General features: G+C 66.0%; 12 protein-coding genes. 5 read left to right on the top strand and 7 right to left on the bottom strand.

The annotated features are described in order from the left end of the window. Positions 1-60: 60 nt before the first annotated feature. Genes OEX18_09010 through OEX18_09000 form a run of 3 tightly spaced genes read right to left on the bottom strand, consistent with a single transcriptional unit; the run spans position 61 to position 4430 of the window. Complete coding sequence (locus OEX18_09010) at positions 61-2772, bottom strand: serine/threonine-protein kinase (GenBank protein ID MDH4337395.1); 2712 nt, start codon at positions 2770-2772, stop codon at positions 61-63. A 32-nt stretch (positions 2773-2804) separates the two neighbouring features. Beyond that, positions 2805-3380, bottom strand: coding sequence for an ECF-type sigma factor (locus OEX18_09005; GenBank protein MDH4337394.1), 576 nt, complete (start codon positions 3378-3380; stop codon positions 2805-2807). Positions 3381-3404: 24 nt separating this feature from the next. Further along, the gene (locus tag OEX18_09000; protein ID MDH4337393.1) at positions 3405-4430 is read right to left on the bottom strand and encodes a M23 family metallopeptidase; all 1026 of its coding nucleotides are present in this window, start codon (positions 4428-4430) and stop codon (positions 3405-3407) included. Positions 4431-4664: 234 nt separating this feature from the next. Between OEX18_09000 and OEX18_08995 the strand changes: the two genes are divergently transcribed. Continuing rightward, positions 4665-5555 (top strand): hypothetical protein, encoded by an 891-nt coding sequence (locus OEX18_08995; GenBank protein MDH4337392.1) that lies wholly within the window; start codon positions 4665-4667, stop codon positions 5553-5555. Between the two features lie 120 nt (positions 5556-5675). On the opposite strand, the gene ligD is transcribed toward OEX18_08995, so the two are convergent. Continuing rightward, positions 5676-8000 (bottom strand): non-homologous end-joining DNA ligase, encoded by a 2325-nt coding sequence (gene ligD / locus OEX18_08990; protein MDH4337391.1) that lies wholly within the window; start codon positions 7998-8000, stop codon positions 5676-5678. Positions 8001-8024: 24 nt separating this feature from the next. Between ligD and OEX18_08985 the strand changes: the two genes are divergently transcribed. From OEX18_08985 to OEX18_08975, 3 genes are all read left to right on the top strand, one after another. Continuing rightward, a complete protein-coding gene (locus OEX18_08985) occupies positions 8025-8723 on the top strand; it encodes a DUF72 domain-containing protein (GenBank protein ID MDH4337390.1) in 699 nt (232 codons plus the stop codon). A 173-nt stretch (positions 8724-8896) separates the two neighbouring features. Beyond that, entirely contained in the window at positions 8897-11038 is a 2142-nt protein-coding gene (locus OEX18_08980; GenBank protein ID MDH4337389.1) for a T9SS type A sorting domain-containing protein, read from the top strand. Positions 11039-11213: 175 nt separating this feature from the next. Further along, a complete protein-coding gene (locus OEX18_08975; protein MDH4337388.1) occupies positions 11214-13190 on the top strand; it encodes a T9SS type A sorting domain-containing protein in 1977 nt (658 codons plus the stop codon). A gap of 94 nt (positions 13191-13284) precedes the next feature. On the opposite strand, the gene OEX18_08970 is transcribed toward OEX18_08975, so the two are convergent. The 3 genes from OEX18_08970 to nadA are packed head-to-tail and all read right to left on the bottom strand — an operon-like array spanning position 13285 to position 18513. After that, the gene (locus OEX18_08970; GenBank protein ID MDH4337387.1) at positions 13285-16374 is read right to left on the bottom strand and encodes an efflux RND transporter permease subunit; all 3090 of its coding nucleotides are present in this window, start codon (positions 16372-16374) and stop codon (positions 13285-13287) included. A 7-nt stretch (positions 16375-16381) separates the two neighbouring features. Further along, positions 16382-17443 (bottom strand): efflux RND transporter periplasmic adaptor subunit, encoded by a 1062-nt coding sequence (locus OEX18_08965; GenBank protein ID MDH4337386.1) that lies wholly within the window; start codon positions 17441-17443, stop codon positions 16382-16384. A gap of 5 nt (positions 17444-17448) precedes the next feature. Beyond that, a complete protein-coding gene (gene nadA / locus OEX18_08960) occupies positions 17449-18513 on the bottom strand; it encodes a quinolinate synthase NadA (protein ID MDH4337385.1) in 1065 nt (354 codons plus the stop codon). A 173-nt stretch (positions 18514-18686) separates the two neighbouring features. Here nadA and OEX18_08955 point away from each other — a divergent pair. Then, the coding region (locus OEX18_08955) for a hypothetical protein (GenBank protein MDH4337384.1) at positions 18687-20237 on the top strand (1551 nt) is incomplete at its 3' end.

Below are 20237 nucleotides of genomic sequence, written 5' to 3'. Positions count from 1 at the left end.
CCTTTCGCCACCTGTGGCGACGGAACGGGGAGCCAGCGGACACAGAAAGCGGGGGTTTTTCTAGTCGAGAGATTCAATCTGGTGGCGCAGCCACGGATCGGCCAGGCCCCACGCGAGGTACGTCTCGCGCGACACCGTCAGCAGGGCATTGGCCTCGTCGCGCATGCCCATATCCACAAGGCTCATGGCCAGGCCACAGCGCAGCGCCGCCAGGCGGGGATGCCCGGCGGGATATGCCTGCTCGCCCAGGGAGAGGGCGGCGCGAAACTCGGCTTCCGCCCCCCGCGCGTCGCCGGTCTCCAGTCGCCCCATACCGAGCCAGCCGCGCACGTCCGCCCGCTTCCCGGCCCGTTCGCCGGCCGCATCCACGGCCGCCGCGGCCTGTTCGAGGTCTGTGAGCGCGCGCGCGCGATCTCCCATGCGCAGCAGCATCAGCGCGCGCTGGCCGCGCATGTAGGCCGCCTGGGCGGGGTCGGACTGGTTGCCGGTGCTTATCTCGATGGCGCGATCGATGTAGGGCAGTCCCTCCTGGTAGCGTTCCTGCAGCGCCAGCAGCGCGGCCACGTTGCGCAAGGCGTTCGCGATGCGCCAGTGACCGGGTGCGAGCGCCTCCTCGAACGCCGCCAGCGCCTGCGCGAATGCGTCGCCCGCCTCCTCCAGGCGCCCCAGGTTCGCCAGCGTGACGCCGAGGGACTCCCATCCGCCCGCCACGGGCAGCCCGCCGCCGTAGATGCGCAGCCGCGTGCGCAGGACTCTCCGCTGCACCGTCTCGGCGTGAGCATAGTCTCCCAGGCGTGCGTACACGGCGGAGAGGTTGTGGTCCACGGCCAGCCGGGAGGCGCTGGTTTCGCTGGCGGTCTGCGCGAGGATCGACGCGGACTCTTCGAAGTACGCGCGCGCGGATTCGTAGTCCTCGCGATCCAGCGCAACCCGTCCCAGCGCGTTGAGACTCGACGCGATGGCGGGATCGCCGGGTGGCAGCGTTGCCCGTCGCATGGCCAGCGACTCCTCGTACAGCCGTTGCTGTTCGTCGATGTCGGCGACGGCGTCCGCATAGTCCTTGATCGCCGCCGCCACGTCCGGGCTGCGGGGACCGTACAGCTCTCGGTGCAACTCCAGCGAGGCGCGCAGCAGCGGCTCGGCGGCGGTGGGACCGTCGCGATTGAAAGCCACCACGGCCTGGCGGTGCTGGAGCCGCGCGCGCGCACGCGGGTCGCTTTCGTAGGCAAGCGCACTGTCGAGCAACGACGCGGCCTGCACCAGCTCGCCACGTTCGCTATGGATGGACGCGAGCACGCCGAACAGCTCCGCGCGCGAGTCGGGCGGATCCAGCGACGCGACCATTTCCGCGCCGCGCTCCAGAAACTGGGACACGCGCAGCGTGTCTCCGCCGGGCATGGCTTCGGGGCGGGTGGATTCGAACAACTGCACCAGGGTTTGCACGACGCGCTCGGCACGATCGCGTTCCACCTCTGCGCGGTCGCGTTCCGCGGCGACGCGCCGCGCCTGCCACGCGGTGACGCCGGCAAAGCCCACCAGCAGCACGCCCACCAGCGCCGCCACCGTCACGCCCACCCGGTTGCGACGCACGAACTTCATGGCTCGGTAGTGCGCGGTGTCGGGTTGCGCGCGCACCGGCATTCCATTCAGAAAGCGCGTCACGTCGTCGGCCAGCGCGCCGGCGGTTCCATAGCGGCGCTGAGGTTCCTTGCGCAGCGCCATGAGAACAATGGCGTCCAGGTCGCCCCGCAGCCGTCGCGACAGGCGTGCGGGATCGCTGCGGCGCGCCGCGGCGAGCGTGCTGCACTGGTCGGATTCCTGAACACACCGCGACGGCGCACGCGGATCGACCTCGGCCGCGATGCGTTCAATCTCTGCCGGAGACCGGGTTGGAAAATGCAGCGGCCGGGCGCCGGTGAGCAACTCGTAGAGCAGCACACCCAGCGCGTAGACGTCCGTTGCGGTGGTGGGTGATTCACCGCGAATCTGTTCCGGTGCGGCGTGCTCGGGCGTCATGACGCGGTCGAGGGAGCGCGTCTGCTCACCCTGTTCGATCTCCGGATCCAGGATGCGGGCAATGCCGAAGTCCAGCAGGCGCGGTGTGCCATCGGGAGCCACCAGGATGTTGGAGGGCTTGAGGTCGCGGTGCACGATGAGCCGTTCGTGCGCCGCCTGCACCGCTTCGCACACCTGGCGAAAGAGAACCAGCCGCTCGCGCACGCCGAGCATCTCGCGGTCGCAGTACTCGGTGATGGGCAGACCGTCCACGTACTCCATCACCAGGAAGGGGGCGCCGTTCTCGGTGGCGCCGCCGTCGTACAGGCGCGCGATGAGGGGGTGGTCCAGGCGCGCGAGGATGTCGCGCTCGCGGCGGAAGCGCGCGTCCAGCAGGCCCGGGTACCCCGGACGCACCAGCTTGATGGCCACCTGTCGTTCGTAGGCGTCGTCGGCACGCGCGCCCAGGTACACGTCTCCCATGCCGCCCGATCCCACGCGCGACAGCAGGCGGTAGGCACCCACGCGCTCGCCGCTGCGATCCGCCGGCGACGCGCCGGGCCCCGCCTCGCCCAGCAGGCGCGACTCCACGCGCATGGCGGCGTCATCGAGGTGGGCGGCGAGCATGGCCTCGACCTCGGCCCGCAGTCCATCGTCGCCCGCGCACGCCGTGTCGAGGTACGCGGCGCGTTCTTCACGCTCCCGCTCGAGTGCCGCAAAGAATACGGTCTCTATTCTGTCCCATGCGCCCGACACAATCCCTCCCTTTGTGGTCATGGCGACATTCGTGTCCCGGGCCGGACACCGCGCTACAGACCCAGCTCGCGCCGGACCTCCTTGCGCAGCCACGCGCGCGCAACAATCCAGTCGCGCTGCACCGTCTTGGCGGAGACGTTCAGCAACTGCGCGGTTTCCTCCACCGAGAGTCCCGCGTAAAAACGCTGCTCCACCACTTCCGCGGCGCGAGGCTGCAGCTCCGCCAGCCGGGTGAGCGCGTCGTCCAGCGCGAGTATCTCATCCGCTTCGACTTCCGAGAGGAACGGCTCCACGTCCTCCAACGGGAGGTGTTCCGCGCCGCCTCCGCGCTTTATGCGCTTTCGGGCACGCGCGTAGTCCACCAGGACGCGGCGCATGGTACGCGCCGCCACCGCAAAGAACTGCGTGCGGCTGGCCGCGTTGATCTGCTGGTCGCGCGAGAGCTTCAGGTAGGCTTCATTGACGAGGGCGGTTGCCGACAGGGTGTGTTCCGCGCGTTCGTCGCGCAGCCGGGCGCGGGCCAACGTGCGAAGTTCGTCGTACAACAGCCGCATCACCGCGTCGAGCGCGCGCGGATCGCCCTGGCCAAGGCGCTCGAGCCAGCGGGTTATGTCATCGGGTGCGGCCATGACCTGCTCTATCGGTGAACCGTTTCAGTCCGTTCGTTTTACCATTTGTCCCCGCACCAGCTCCGCCCACGGCACCACCTTTCCGTCCACGACGACCTCCTTGAAGCGCACCGGCAGCCCCTCGGCGGTGGCCATGTCGGGGCCGTCCTGCAGGTGGTAGTGGATGTGGGGTTCGGTGGTGTTGCCGGAATTGCCCACCAGGCCGAGCACCGTGTTCGAATCCACCGCGTCGCCCACGCCGACTCGCAAGGACCCCGGCTGCATGTGCGCGAGCAGCGAAAACTCTCCGTCGCTGTGGTCGATGACAACGCCGTTGCCGATGGGTTGCGCGGAGTTGCGCGTGCCGATCTGCTGGTCCGGAAGACTGTCACAGGCCCATACGATGGTTCCGGCGCCGGGCGCCAGCACCTCTTGTCCGTAGCAGTAGTAGTCGGTGAGTTTGCTTCCGTCGCCGGAGTGGGTTTCGTCGCCCTTGATTATCAACAGGTCGTGCGCAAAACGCTGGCTTTTCGACACCGCGTGGTAGTTGTCGTCGAGGTAGCGTCCGCCCCAGAACACGTACCACTCGCCCCGGAAGGGGAGGTCGAGTTCCGTGCGCGTCTGGTAGTCCATTTTGGTGCTGGGATACTCCTGCGGCGTGTCTGGCTGCACCTGGAGCCCCGCCACACGGCCGTCGGGCGCGAACGCCATCAGCATGAGCAGCGGCACGTCGATTTTGGCGAACTTGCAGCGCGCACGATACACCCACATGGTGCGCTCGCGGTCCACGCGCTCCTGGAGGATCTCCTGCAGGTCGCCGATTTCGGCGTGGATGCCGATGAGCATGGCGTCGAACCGCATGGAGTCGCCCATGGCCGCGCGCATGGCTTCGTCGAACGCGGTCCACACGGGACCCGACTCGGCGCGGCCGACGTAGGGCGCGAGCGCGCGGGCCTTCGCAAGCGCGGCGGCGGAGTCGATGGGAGCCTCGGCGGCGCGGGCTACGGATGTCGAGAGCAACGCGAGCGACAACGCAGCGAATGCGATGGCACATGTTTTCATGCGCAACATGATAGCACATCCGGCGTGCGTGCACGTGCGCGCGCCCGGCATGCGTGGCGCGCCATGAGCCGCGCATTCATGTCAGTCCTGTATCGCACACGTGTGCGCGTTTCAATATGACAACAATGCATGCGCGTGCGACACATTGCATGTTGATGATCTCGTGAACATTGCTATGATGGAGGTGAAACTCCTCCCGGGGTGCAGCGGGTGGTGCCATGACGACGACGAAGGAGGAGTCTTATGTTGCTACGATCATTATCTGACGAAGTCATTCTCGCCCGTATCAAACATCTTGTCCGCCGCGAGCGCGCAATGACATTGCGCGTCCTCGATCACCTGGCTGAAATCGAGCGGCGCAAACTGCATTTGGCGCTGGGTCATTCCTCCATGTTCGACTACTGCACGCGTGGCCTGGGGTACTCGGAGTCGGCGGCGTGGCGGCGCATCCAGTCGATGCGTTGCATGGTGAGGTTTCCGGAAGTACGCGCAATGCTGGAATCGAACGACCTCAACCTGTCGACGCTCGCCCACGTCGCACGGGTGCTCACCTGGGAGAACAAGGACGAGCTGCTCGCGAACATTCGCGGGTGTTCGCTTGCGGAGGTGAAGGCGATCCTCGCGCGGCGTGAGCCGCGCGCGGCGCCGCGTGATGTCATTCGGCCGCTGGGGGTGCGGCGGGAAGTGCGTTCGCCGGGGCCGGCTGGAGAGTTGCGACTGGTTCAAGAAGTAGCCGGCGAGGCGTCCGCTCGCGCGGGCGTGGGCTCGGCTTGTGAAAATAGTGATTACTGCCGCAGCGGCAGTAAAGCAGGACCGGCCACGCCGGTCCTGCCCGCCGTTCCGGCCGACCGGCCGGTCGCGTCTGTTGAGGGAAACTCAGCCGCGGCGGTCACACCTCTGGAAACTGAAATGCGCACCCGACTGTCCTTCACCGCCGGCGCCGAGTTCATGTCGGCTCTCGATCGTATCAAGGCGCTGGCGTGGCATCGTCTCGGCACGAATCGATCGTTGGAGCAGGTGTTCACGATGACCATGGACGCGTTTCTCGAGAAGAACGATCCGATCCGGCGAAGGGCGCGACGCTTGGAGCGCGAACAGAAGGCGAACGCCCGGGCGGTGGCGATACCGGGGTAGCGACCGTGTCGGCAGGGAGGTCGGCAGGAGATCAAACATCCTGCCGGCGGGCGCTGCGGTGTCGCCGCTTGCCCGATGGCTTGTGAAAAAAGTGATTACTGCCGCTGCGGTAGTGGCCGCTCACGCCTCCCCGCGATCCGGGCGCAGGCGCACGAACACCGGTTCGCGCAGCGTTTCGTTGGGCGTGATGGTGCCGTAGGCCACTTCGCACCACATGACCGGTTCGAGCCAGGTGGTTTCCTTGTCATCGGCCGGCTTCTGTTCAATGGGACGTTTACCTTCCGGGATCTTCTTGAGCGCTTTGAGAACCAGATCCAGCGTCTTGTCATCGAAGCCCGTGCCCACCTTGCCCAGGTAGTGCCACGCACCGTCGCGCGGCTCGGCGATGTGCAGCGCGCCGAACGTCGCGGCGCGGTCGCCCTTGCCCGCCGTGTAGCCGATGACCACGCAATCCAGCGTGTTGCGCGTCTTGATCTTGAGCCAGGCGTCGTTGCGGCGGCCGGGCGTGTAGACACTTCCCGCCTTCTTGGCCATGATGCCCTCGAGGCCCATCTCGCCGGCGGCCTTGAACAGCGCCTCGCCGTCCTCCACCGTCTGGCTCACGCGGTACGACGATTCCCGCTTGATGGCGTCGGCCATCCACTCGCGCCGCCGTTCGATGGGCTCATTCACCAGCGGGCGGCCGTCGAGGTACAGGCAATCGAACACATAACACACGGCCGGGTGCTTCCTGCGCCCGCGCTCGGCGGCGTCGCCGCGCTGGCGCATGCGGTTGATGACGTCGCGAAAGATCGGCCGCCCCGACGGGTCGAGGCACACGATCTCGCAGTCGAACAGCCCGCAGGTTGCCGCAAACGACGACGCGTCCGCCAGCTCGGGGAATGCAGCGGTAATATCATTCATATTCCGTGAGAGAATGCGCACCACGCCTTCGTCCAGCGACACCATGGCGCGGATCCCGTCCCACTTGACCTCGTAGATCCACTCGCCGCGCGTGGGGACCTCCTTCGACAACTCCGCCAGCATGGGTTCGACGGGCTCGCTGAGCCAGTCGGTCTGCGGCGCGTCCACTCGTTCCAGGATGTTCTCCTTGTTGCGCGTCGGGATGATGCGGTACTCGCCGCTGAGCCCGCGGCTGGAGAGACGCACGTACATCGAGTCTTTCTTCTGCTTCGTAATTTCGTAGCGGCCCGACGCGTACACCCACATGTCGCCGCCGCCGTACTCGCCCTTCGGGATGGTCCCCTCGAAGGTGAGGTACTCGATGGGATGGTCCTCGGTCTGCACGGCGAGGCGCTTGATGCCGGGGCGCGGCGGGAGTCCCTTGGGGACGGCGTAGGAGCGCAGCACGCCGTCCATTTCGAGCCGCAGGTCGTAGTGCAGCCGCGAGGCGTGGTGGCGGTGCACGACGAAGCGATTCACGCCCTCGTCGAGTTCGCCCGGAGCCGGTTCCGGTGTCTTGCCGAAGGCGCGCTTCTTTGCGTACGTCTCGAGCTGGTCGGGCGTCTTGTACTTCCCGGACTTCGGGAGCGAACGCCGCGGCGAGGCCGCGGCGCGGGAGGTATGCAGCTCCACGGCATACGCGTTCATGCCTTCCCACACGTCGCCCTCGCGTTTCACAATGTCGGGAACATTGCGGATGTGAAACGCGCGGATGCCTTCGATCTCGTGCAGCTGCTCCCAGCGCAGCGGCATCGACACCGTGGCGCCGGGCAACCCGCGCACGCTGTACGCGCTCACGATGGTCTGCGACGGGCGGTTGCGGTAAATGTCGATCAAGATCTTGTCGTCGCGCTGATTCTTCTGGATGCGCAGCGTGCACGTCTTTGCATTCGCCGCCACGAACGGCTTCGCGATGGCTTGCGTGGCGGCGAACACTGTATCGAAGTCCCACTTCGGTTCGATGGGCGACACCACATGCAGTCCTTTGCGCCCCGTCGTTTTCACAAACGTGTGGTAGCCGTGCGCTTCGATCACCTCGCGCAGTTTGAGCCCGGTGTCTGCAATCAGCTCCCACGGCGTGCCGTCCGGCGGGTCGATGTCGAACACGAAGTAGTCCGGGTTGTCGCGGCTCTTCACACGGCAGTGCATCTGGTGCATCTCGATGCACGCCAGGTTGGCCAGCCACACCAGCGACGCCGCCTCGGTGGGCACGAAGTAACGGATGGATTTCTTCGCGTCGCCGATGTCCGCGCTCTCGATCCAGTCCGGGGTCCAGTCCGGGAGGTTCTTCTGAAAGAAGGTCTCGCCGTGAATCCCGTCGGGGAAGCGCACCAGTGAGAGCGGCCGCCCCTGGATGTGCGCCAGGATGGTGGGCGCGATGGTGAGGTAGTATTGAATGAGCTCGGCCTTGAGGACGCCGTCCTCGGGCCAGAGCACCTTCTTCAGGTTCGACAGCTCGATCTTGCGCTTGCCGACTTGAACAACCTGGGAGGAACGGGCCATAATGACATTATAGAAGGAGCCGCCATGAACCTCTACGCCGGAACCAGCGGATATTCGTACAAGGAATGGAAGGGGTATTTCTACCCCGAGAAGATGCCCAACGACGAGATGCTCGCCTTCTACGGCAGCAAACTCCCGTCGGTGGAGATCAACAACACCTTCTACCGGCTTCCCAAACGCGAGCAGCTCGCCACCTGGGCGGAACAGGTGCCGGCCAATTTCCGCTTTGCCGTGAAGGCCTCGCAGAAGATCTCCCACATGAAGCGCCTGAAGAACGCCGGGGAGGAGACCGACTACCTGATGGACGCGGTGGGGGAGATGGGGGAGAAGCTGGGCGTGGTGTTCTTCCAGCTCCCGCCCAATTTCAAACAGGACCTCGAGCGTCTGGGCGCCTTCCTGGAAGCGCTGCCCGACAAGATCCCGGTCGCGTTCGAGTTCCGCCACAGCACGTGGTTCGAGGAACCCGTCTTCTCGTTACTGCGTGAACACAACGTCGCCTTGTGCCTGGCCGATGCCGAGGACGACCTGGAGGTTCCCCTGGTGAGCACCGCGGACTGGGGCTACCTGCGCCTGCGCCGCCCGGACTACACCACCGCCGAACTCCAGGAGTGGCGGAAGTGGGTGGTGGGGCAGAAGTGGAACAACGCCTTCGTGTTCTTCAAGCACGAGGACGCGGGGGCGGGCCCGAAGATGGCCACCGAGTTCCTGTCTCTGACCGGGTGAAGGGCGTCCGCACACGGGCGACGGCCCCGCGGCGGGTCTGCCCCTTGAAATACGGTCATTTCTGTGGTATAAATCGCTGTCTATTCCTCCCCGGGGCCCCGAACCTGTGGCCTCCAAGTAGTGCACGCCCAACCGCGGAGGTTCGCGACATGCGCATGCGATACCCTCGGTTATTGTCTCTTCTCGTTTTCTCCGTCTTCGTGATTGCCAGCGCGGCCGCGTCGGCAAAGGTAACCATCGAAACACCCGAGCCGTCGATTGACGACACCACGCTTCGCTCGATGGAAGCGGTGGCGACGGGCCCTGTTGCCGAGAAGGTTCCCCCCGGAATCATGCTCACACCTGGCCTGCTCTTTCCGCCGGTCGATTGCTGGAATTTCGACACGTCCATCCCTTACACCGGGTCGATCTTCATTCCGCCCGATCCGCACGCCGCAGCCGGCCTCGAGCACGTGATCAACGTGGTGAACGTCGGCATCGAGTGGCGCACCAAGGCCAATCCCGCCATCCTGCAGTACCAGAACAGCCTGGCCGGCTTCTTCGCCGGCGTTCCGGGTGGACTGGGAACGCAGACCTTCGACCCGAAGGTGATCTACGACCAGTACCGGGACCGCTTCATCGTTGTCACGTTGGAGCGCGTCACCAGCCCGGCGCTTGACTCACGCATTCTCATCGCCGTATCGAAGACCCACGACCCGAACGCGGGCTGGTGGCTGCACTCGATCAACTCGCTCACCACCATCGGCGGCCTGCCCCGCTGGGCGGACTATCCCGGCTTTGCGGTGGATGACGACGCGGTCTACGTGTGCGCCAACATGTTCAGCGCGGCGGGATCGTTCGGCGGCGTGCGCCTGTGGATCATCGACAAGCCCGCGACGTATGCCGGCCCCAACGGCAGCATCGTTTCGGCCATCTATGATCCGTACGGGGCGGTCGGTCAGCCGGGTCTGGCCACCACCACGCAGCCCGCGCACATGTACGGCCCCGAGCCGGCCAACGTGGGCACGTTCCTGGTGAGCTACTCGGGTCTCACCGACGGGACCAACGAGTACATCGACATCATCCGCGTCGACACCCCCATCGCGGGACCGGTGTTCAGCTTCCAGCAGCTGTTCGTCGGCAACATCGACAACACGGCGGCTGCGTTCGGCGATGCGCTGCAGCTGGGCACCGCGCGCCGCATCGAGACCAACGACCGCCGCGCGCTCAATGCGGTGTGGCGCAACAACAACCTCTACATGTGCGCCACGCTGCTCCCGCCTGCGGGCATCGACGCCGGCTTCGAGACGGCGCACTGGTGGAGGGTCAACACCATGAACCTGGGCGCCCTTTCCGTTGCGGACCAGGGTGACGTGGGCGCCGAGGATCTCGGCGTGGCCACGTACACCTTCTTCCCGTCGGTGATGGTGGATCGCTGCGACAACATGGCGATCGGTTTTGCGGCCTCGAACCAGAGCATCTACTGCGGCGCGTACTATGCGCTGCGTGCGCTGGGTGATGCGCCCGGAACCATCCAGAACACCGCCGTGCTCGCGTTGGGCACGGACTGGTACGTTCGCACCTTCAGCAACAACCCGGCGGCCCGCAACCGCTGGGGCGACTACACCGGCCTGTCGCTGTGCCCGACCACCGAAGCATCCTTCTGGGTGTTCAACCAGTACGCGTGCACGCGCGGCACGCCGACCACCGTCGGCGGTGTCACCGAGGACGGTCGCTGGTGCACCAAGGTGGGCGAGTTCTCCATGTGCCAGGTCGTCTCCGTGGCGATCACGTCGTTCAGCGCTCGTTATAGCGACGGCGAGGTCACCCTCCGCAGCACGTTCCGCTCCGACATCGGTGTCGAGGCGGTCAACGTGTACCGCGCGGTGGGAAGCGGCGAGATGGAGTTCGTCGACATGCTCTTCGGTGCCGATGGCACCGGCTTCGTGTACACCGACCGCGGCGTCGTGGCCGGCAACACGTATCGCTATCAGATTGGAATCGCGGACGCCGACGGTGAGTTCCTCTCGCCGGTCGAGGAAGTCAAGGTTCCGAAGATGGCGGTGTCGCTGGGCCAGAACACGCCCAACCCGTTCAACCCGACCACCATGATCAACTTCACCCTGGCGTCGCGCGAGCATGTGACCGTTTCCGTCTACGACGCGAACGGCCGCCTGGTGCGCACGCTGGTGGACGAGACCCGCGGTTCGGGTTCTCATGACGTGCAGTGGGACGGCCGCGACGACGCGGGCGTCACCGTGGGCTCGGGCGTGTACTTCTACCGCCTGCGTGCCGGATCACACACCGAATCCAAGAAGATGGTGATGCTGAAGTAGAGCGTTCATCGTCTTTTCACGATCCAGAAGGGGGCGTCCGCATCGCGCGGGCGCCCCTTTTTTTGACCCCTTGCGGTGGCAATGAGAGCCAAAATCGTGGTAACATTACGGAAATCCTCGCCAGCCGATAGCCAGTACGCGCTAGCATCCATCAGCCCATCAGGAGGAATTCGGAATGCAATCCCGAACGCTCTACGCCCTTGCAGCCGCCGTGTTGACGGCGGGATGTCTCGTGGGCACTGCCTTTGCAACCACCGTCCGCATCAGCGATGTCCCGGTGCCGTCGGCCGGCTCCGGTGTCCACGTCAGCGACGTCACCCCGACCACCATTCCGCCGTCGGCCACCCTGGTCCCCAAGGCCGGCCCGGGGCCCTTCGGTGCGCCGCCGCTCTCGGCCCCCGCGGTCGAGGGGTTCAACTATGTGACCAACGGGACCTACAACGGGACGTTCTTCATCCCGCCGGATCCACACTGCGCGGCCGGCCCAACGCAGGTGATCAATATCGGCAACTGCCTCATCGAATGGCGCCGCAAGGCGGCCATGAGCGACACGCCCGACTTTCTCGACGACTTGAAGGGTTTCTTCTCCGCGTTACCGGCGCCGGCGCCCAACCCGGGCCCGGGTACGACGCTGGGAACGGCCACCTTCGACCCCAAGGTGATCTACGACCAGTACGCGCAGCGCTTCGTCGTGATCACGCTGGAACGCTGGGACACGGCGTCGGGCAATCCGTCCAACCAGTCGCGCATCCTGGTGGCGGTCTCCAAGGACTCCAATCCGGACAACGGCTTCTGGTTCCACGCCATCGACTCGAAGGTCAACGTCGGCGGCCTCGACCGCTGGGCGGACTACCCGGGACTGGCGGTGGACGACAAGGCCATCTACATCACCAACAACATGTTCGCGTTCCTGGGCGCGGGCGGCAGCTTCGGCGCGTCCCTCCTGTGGATCATTCCCAAGACCGGCGCCTACTCCGGCCCCAACAACGCGCTGTCCTTTGCGCTGTACGACGCGTACGCGGCGGTGGGGCAGTCGGGCTTCGCGCAGACCACGCAGCCCGCGCACATGTTCGGCGCGCCGGGCAACGGCTTCGATGGCAACCCGCTGGGCACCTTCCTGGTGAGTTATGGCGGGCTGAGCGACGGCTTGAACGAGTATCTCGACATCATTCAGGTCACCGATCCGCTCGGCACGCCGAACTTCAACTTCCACCAGTTCTCGGTGGGCAACGTGGACAACACCGCCCTCGCCCAGCCGGATGCGCCGCAGTTGGGCAGCGCGTACACCATCGAGACCAACGACCGTCGCGCGCTCAACGCGGTGTGGCGCGACCGGAACCTGTACATGTGCGCGGTGGTGGTGCCGCCCGCGGGTGCGGATGCCGGACAGACCACGGCGCACTGGTGGCGGCTGAGCACGGTCAACCCGGCCGTGATCACCACCGCGGACCAGGGCAACGTGGGTGCCGAGGACCTCGGCGCGGGGACACACACGTTCTTCCCGTCGGTGATGGTCGACTGCGACCTCAACATGGCCATCGGGTTCGCCGCGTCCAATGCAGCCATCTACCCCGGTGCGTATTACACCACCCGCCTCGCCGGCGACCCGGCGGGCACGGTGAGCGGAACCGGCACGCTGCACGCCGGGGTCGACTTCTACAAGCGCTTCTTCAGCGGGCCGCGCAACCGCTGGGGCGACTACAGCGGTCTGGCGCTGTGCCCGGTGGGCGAGTCGGACTTCTGGGTGTTCAACGAGTACGCGGGCACGCGCGGCAACGCGAGTGTCGGCAGCCAGGGCGCCGAGGACGGGCGCTGGAACACCGCCCTCGGCGTGTTCCGGGTGAAGGCGCCGACGGCGGCGGGGGACACCCCGGTGGCCACGCGCCTCGCGCAGAACATTCCCAACCCGTTCAACCCGACCACGTCCATCCAGTTCACGCTGGAGGCGCGCGAGCACGTGACCATCGCGATCTACGATGCGAACGGCGCGCTGGTGCGCACGCTGGTGGACGAAGTCCGCTCCGCCGGCGCCAACGATGTCACCTGGGACGGCCGTGACGCGCGCGGCAACACCATGAGCTCCGGCGTGTACTTCTGCCGCCTGACGGCGGGCGGCAAGTCCGAGTCGCGCAAAATGACGCTCTTGAAGTAGGGCGTCGAATCGCAATGCAATGCACGAAGGGCGTCCGGGTTCAACCCGGGCGCCCTTTGCGTTGCGATCCGCATTTCATTGTTGCCTGGCGCCTCTAGGCCGATTCCAGTTCGCGCGCGGCGGCGGCGCTGAGCGGGGCCGCCGCCTTCTCCTTCGACAGGTAGGAGTACACCACCGGGATCACGAACAGGGTGAGGCCGCTGGCGAAGATCATTCCGCCCACCACCGCGACACCCATCGACACGCGGCTCTCGCCGCCCGCGCCCAGACCCAGCGCCACCGGCAGGATGCCCAGGATGGTGGAGAGGCTGGTCATGAGGATGGGGCGGAAGCGTGCGGCGGCCGCGTCGACGGCCGCGTCCATCACCGACAGCCCGGCGTTCTTGCGCTGGTTGGCGAACTCCACCAGCAGGATGCCGTTCTTGCTGACCAGGCCGATGAGCATGATCATGCCGATCTGGCTGAAGATGTTGATGGTCTGGTTGAAGTACCACAGCGACAGGAGTGCCCCCGCCACCGCCAGTGGCACCGTGAGCATGATCATCAACGGGTCGCGGAAGCTCTCGAACTGCGCCGCCAGCACCAGGTAGGTGAGCACGAGCGCAAAGATGAACACGAACAGGAGGCTCGACGAGCTCTCCGAGAAGTCGCGCGCGGCACCGCCCAGATCGCTGGAGAACGACTCGTCCAGCACGCTATCTGATATCTCGTGCATGGCGGCGATGCCGTCGGCCAGCGTGTAGCCCGGGTTGAGCCCGGCCGAGACCGTGGCGGAGACGTAGCGGTTGTAGCGGAACAACTGCGGGGGGTTGGACGACTCCGAGTAGTTGATGACGTTGTCGAGCTGGATGAGTTGGCCGTTGCGGCTGCGCACGTACACCGACGCCAGGTCGAGCGGTTCGTCGCGGTCGCTGCGCCGCAGCTGGCCGATCACCTGGTACTGTTTGCCGTCCCGGATGAAATACCCGTAGCGCTGGCCACTGAATGCGAGCTGCAGCGTCTGCGCCACGTCGGCCACCGAGACGCCCAGCGAGCGAGCGCGCTCGCGGTCGATCTCTACCAGCAGCTCGGGTTTGTTGAACTTGAGGTTCACGTCCACCACGCTGAATGCGGGGTGGTTGCTCGCCTCCTCCTGGAAGACCGGCAGTGCCTCTTTGAGCTTCTCGATGGTGGGGGCCTCCAGCACGTACTGCACCGGCAGCCCGAAACGCGCGATACCGCCGCCCACACTTATCGTTTGCTCCTGGGTGACGAAGGTGCGCGCGTCGCTGAGCCTGCGCAGCGACGAGGTGAGCGCATCGGCGATTTCCTGCTGCGAGCGCCCGCGCTGCTCGGGCGGAATCAGCGCGATGGTGGCGTTGCCCGCGTTGGCGCCGCCGGCGAACCCCGAGGTGTTCGCGAGCACCACGTCCGCTTCCGGTACATCGCTGCGAATCAGTTCGATCACGTCGTCCATGTACGCGGCCATGCGTTCGAACGACGTCCCCTCGGCGCCGGTGGCGGTGACGCGCAGGCGGCTGCGGTCCTCCAGCGGCGCCAGTTCGCGCGGGAGTGTCTGGAAGAACAGCACCATCAGCCCCGCGGAAGCCAGGATGAAGGCGATCCCCAGCCAGCGCCGGCGCATGAACGCCGTCAGTGAGCGGCGGTACGCGGCATTGAGGCGCACGAAGAACGGCTCGGTGGCGCGGTAGAACGGGCTGTGCTTTGCGTGCGGCTTGAGAATGTGCGATGCCAGCATGGGGGTGAGGGTAAGCGCCACGAACGACGAGATCACCACCGCACCACCGATCACGATGCCGAACTCCTTGAACAGGCGCCCGGTGAGCCCCTGCAGAAACACGATGGGCATGAACACCGCCACCAGGGCCACGGTGGTGGCGATGATGGCAAAGAACACCTCGCGCGACCCTTTGAAGCCTGCCGCGATGGGGTCCATGCCCGCCTCGATCTTGGCGTAGATGTTCTCCAGCATGACGATGGCGTCGTCCACCACCAGCCCGATGGCCAGCACCAGCCCCAGCAGGGTGAGTACGTTGATGGAGAAACCGGCCAGGAACATCACGAAGAACACGCCGATCAACGAAATGGGAATGGCGAGCACGGGAATGAGCGTGGTGCGAACATCGCGCAGGAACAGAAAAATGATCATCACCACCAGAACGAACGCCACCAGGATGGTCTGGCGCACCTCGGCGATCGACTTGCGGATGTAGCGGGTGGTGTCCCACGCCACGCCGACGACGACGTCGTCGGGGATGTCCCGCTGCAACTGTTCCAGGCGGCGATAGAACTCGTCGGTGATCGCGATGTGATTCGACCCGGGCTGCGGCACCACGGCCACCGCCACGCGCGGACCGGTGAGTCCCATGGACAGCCGCCGCTCTTCTTCCGGGCCCAGTTCTGCGGCGCCTATGTCGCTTAAACGCAATAGCTTGCCGCCGCTCTCGCGGATGATGAGGCGGTTGAACTGCTCCGGTGTCTCCAGGCGGCTGAGCGTACGCACCGGCAGCTCGACGGTGGCTCCTTCGATGCGCCCGGAGGGAAGTTCCACGTTCTCGGCGTTCAGTGCCGTGCGCACGTCGAGCGGGGTCACGCCGTGCGCGGCCATCTTGAGCGGGTCCATCCACAGGCGCATGGCGTAGCGCTTCTCGCCGTAGATGCGCACCTCGCTCACACCCGGGATGGTCTGCAGCCGTTCCTTGAAGACCTTCTCGGCGATGTTGGACAGCTCCATGAGATCGCGGGTGGGGCTGGAGACACTCGCCACCACGATGGGGGTTGCATCGGCGTCCGCCTTGGATACGCGGGGCAGGTCGACGTCCGGGGGAAGCCCGCCCACTGCGCCCGCCACCTTGTCGCGCACGTCGTTGGCGGCCGCCTCGAGGTCGACGCTCAGGTTGAACTCGATGGTGATGTCGCTGCGCCCCTCGCGGCTCACCGAACTCATGTAGCGGATGCCGGGCACACTGCTGATGTCCTCTTCGAGCGGCTGCGTGATCTGCGAGTCAATCACGTCCGCGTTGCTGCCGGTGTACTCGGTGCGCACCGTGATGACGGCGGGATCCACGTTGGGGTACTCGCGCACACCCAGGTAGGTGAAGCCGATGACGCCGAAGATGACGATGGTGATGGCGAGGACGATCGTCAGAACCGGGCGCTGGATGCAGGTGGTGGAGAGGCTCACGGCGTCGTCAGTGCACGTTGGACAACTGCACCGGCATGCCCGGCTTGAGCTGCAGGATTGCCGAGGTGATCACGGTGTCGCCGGGGGCGAGCCCGGCAATGATTTCCACGCGTTCGTCGGTGCGTGTCCCGACCTCGACGGCGCGCGATTCCGCGCGGCCGCCGCGGTAGGTGAAGACGGTGTGCCCCTTGAGCTGGGGAATCAGCGCGTAGGCGGGAATGGTGAGCGTCTCGCGCTCCACCAGCGGGACGGTGACGTCGGCGAAGGCGCCGGGCACCAGGCTTCCGTCCGGGTTGGGTGCGCGGGCACGCACGCGCAAGGTGCGCGTGGTCTCGTCGATGCCCCCCTCCAGCGCGAACACGCTGGCGGTGAAGACGCGCGTCGATCCCTGGATGCGGAACTCCACGCGATCACCCGGGGCGACGCGGCCCGCGTACCGTTCCGGCACGGTGAAGTCGATCTTCATGGTGGAAACGTCGCGTAGCGTGGTGATGAGCGCGGCGGGGGAGACATAGCTGCCCTCGCTGACCTCGCGCAGCCCCAGCACGCCCGCAAAGGGGGCGCGAATCTCGGTTTTCGCCAGCTGGGCGCGGATCAGCGCCACCTCGGCGGAGGCAACGTCGGCCTCGTTGACGGCGTTGGTGTATTCGCGCTCGCTGGTGAGGGTCTGGTCGAAGAGCTGCTTCTGGCGGTTGGCCTCGTCGCGCGCAATGGCCAGGCGCGACTCGGCACGGGCCAGTTGCGCGCGCAGCTCGGAGTCGTTGATCTCCACCAGCAGTTGGCCCTTCTCCACCCGCGTTCCCTCGTCGAAGCGGATCGATACGATACGCCCCGCAATCTCGCTGCGGATGTCGACCTCTTCGTTGGGCAGGATGGTGCCCACCGAGGTGACGCGGTCGGCCAGGCGCTCGCTGGCCACCACCGTCGCGGTGACGGCGGGACCGGCCGCGTCGTTGTTGCCGGAAGACCGCGCGGCGCCACCCTGTCCCGGGTTACGCAGCAGCGTCAGCTTTACCAGCGCCAGCACGGCGACGATGACAATGACCGCAATCGACGCCTTGCGACGCATGGGCGCTAGCCGATCTCCAGCATGCGATCGACCGCGCGTCTTGCGCGCACGCGGATCTCCTCGGGGACCTCGATGACGTAGCGGTTCTCCTGGAGTGATGCGAGCGTGTCCTCCAGGGTGATCTCGTTCATGTGCGGGCAGCGAACGCTGCACAGGCGCAGGGTTTCCTTGTCCGGGTTCTCCGCGATGATGTTGTCGCCCATGCTGCACTCGGTGAGCAACAGGTAGCGCGGCGCCCGGGAGCGCTTGACGAAGTCGATCATGCGCGACGTGCTGCCGGAGAAGTCAGAGGCCTCCACCACCTCGGCGCTGCACTCGGGGTGCGCCAGCACCACCACGTCGGGGAACTGCTTTCGCACCGCGACGATGTCATCCACGGTGAACTTCTCATGCACCTCGCAGCGGCCGTGCCAGCCCACCAGGTGGTAGTGCAGGTTGTCCGGCGCGGCCGCGCGTGCCTCCGCCGACTTCGGCTCTTTGGTGGGAAAAATCACCTGGCGGCCCGTCTCGCGGGCCACGTTCTGCGCCAGGTACTCGTCGGGGAGGAAGATGATGCAGTCCGCGCCCAGCGCCTCCACCACGCGCGCCGCGTTGCTCGAGGTGCAGCACACGTCGGTTTCGGCTTTGACGTCCGCGTAGCAGTTGACGTACGTCACCACCGGCACACCCGGGTACTGGCGACGCAGTTCGCGCACGTCCTCGGCGGTGATGCTGGCCGCCAGCGAGCAGCCCGCCACCTTCGCCGGCAGCAGAACGGTCTTGTCGGGATTGAGGATCTTGGCGGTCTCGGCCATGAAGCGAACGCCGCAGAACACGATGGGGTCGCGGTCGGTTTGCGCCGCGCGCCGCGCGAGTTCCAGGGAGTCACCCACCACGTCGGGCACGGTGTGGTACAGCGCGGGCTCCATGTAGTTGTGGCCCAGGATGATGGCACCGCGCTCTTCCTTGAGCTGGTTGATCTGGAAGACGAGCTCGGCCTTGGCGCGCAGTTCCACGTCCGGCACCACGCGCGAGAGCTTCTGCGCCATGAGGCGGTAGGTTTCTTCAACGGTGGCGGCGTGAATACTCATTTGGCTTCAATCGGTTGGGACCCCAACAAGATACCCAATAATGGCATGGGTCCGCAACGGTTGTGGTGCGTTTGACGGGTGCGGAGGATGGGAGTACAATTGCAATCCCACACAGTGATAGGCGCAGGTATCCCCAGCCTGTCCCTCGATGGCCCGAACCTAAGGAGCCTGCCATGAATTACCTCAGGCGTTTCCTTCTGACGACTTTTCCACTGATGGTCCTGCTTGCGCTTTCGATGGCCGCGTTGGCGCGGGAACCAATGCACGTAGCCAAGGATGGCCCCGGCCCGCAACGGACCCTGATCCTGGATGGTTCACCCGTCCACGACGTGGGCAACCTGTGGGTGCATGCCTCCAACTGGGGGGCCATCGGCTCGGCACCCGGGTCCGGCAGCACGTTTTCCACCGCCCCCTCCGCCCAGTGGCCCGGCGGGTCCGGGGTCGAATACCTGTTTCTCGGCGGATTGTGGGTGGGGGGAGTGGTGGGCGGTGTCCCCAGTGTTTCCACTTCCGCTTTCACACCCGAGTTCCGGCCGTCCCCGCTCCCCGTCGAGATTGTCTACGAGAGCGCGTTTGGCGCCACCGGTGGCGCACGCGTGCCGGCCGCGAATGCGAACGACGATGGCGACGGCGTGACGGACGAAGACCCGCTGGACGGTCTCGACAACGATTTCGACGGCTTGATTGACGAGGACTACGCCGCCATCTCCGACCAGATGCTGAGCCGGCGTTTCCGCGACGACGAGCCCGCGGCTATCGCGATCTTCCCCGAGCATCGCCCCCTGCACCTCGAGGTGCGAGAGGAGAGTTACCAGTTCAGCCACCCCGACTACGACGACTTCGTGGGTTTCACCCTCTGGATTACCAACACCGGCAACGCAACCGTCGAGGACGCCTACATCGGCGTGTTCGCCGACGGCGACGTGGGCCACCTCGACACACCGAACTACTGGGAGGACGACGCCACCGCCTTCGCGGGCGACATCCTGGTCGACCACGGCGTGCACGGTACGCAGTTGTACGACTTCGCCTACTGGTACGACGCGGATGGAGACGGCGGGCAGGCGCCCGGCTACTGCGGCATCGTGGTTCTCGATCACCCCACCGATCCGTCCGGGACCAACGCGCCTCCGGAGGTTGGCGCATCGATGTACGCGAATTTCTCGGGGAACGCATCGTATGAGGACGGCGGCGACCCCACCAATGACTTCGAGCGCTATGAACTTCTCTCCAGTGGCACCATCGAGCGCGACGCGGTGGTTCCGCGCGACTATCGATCGCTCATCGCCGTTGGTCCGTTTGCGTCGATCGCCCCGGGGGAGACCGTTCAGTTCAGCTTTGCGCTGGTGGTGACACCGCGTGGCGACTTTTCGAACGTGCAGCGCGCGGCGCAGGCATATTACGGCCTGTGGTTCGATCTCGACAACGATCCGTCGACCGGCATCGATGGCAAGGAGCACCAGGAACACTGGTACCTGCCCAGCGACAACCCGGTGCCGGTGGCGATTACGAGTTTTGAGCCGCGCGTGGCAGATGGGGCGGTGCACCTGGAATGGGAGACGTGGTCCGACGAGGGGCTCGCGGGCTTCGAGCTGTTGCGCGCGGTCGGATCGGGAGAACTGCGCGCGCTGGGCGACGGGATGCTCCCCGGGAACCAGCACGACTACGTCGACCGTTCGGTGGAACCGGGAACTCGCTACGACTACCAGCTGGTCGCGCACGGC

It is taken from the genome of Candidatus Krumholzibacteriia bacterium, assembly GCA_029865265.1.
Taxonomy (GTDB): domain Bacteria; phylum Krumholzibacteriota; class Krumholzibacteriia; order WVZY01; family JAKEHA01; genus JAKEHA01.
This window is presented reverse-complemented; position numbering and strand designations above follow the sequence as displayed.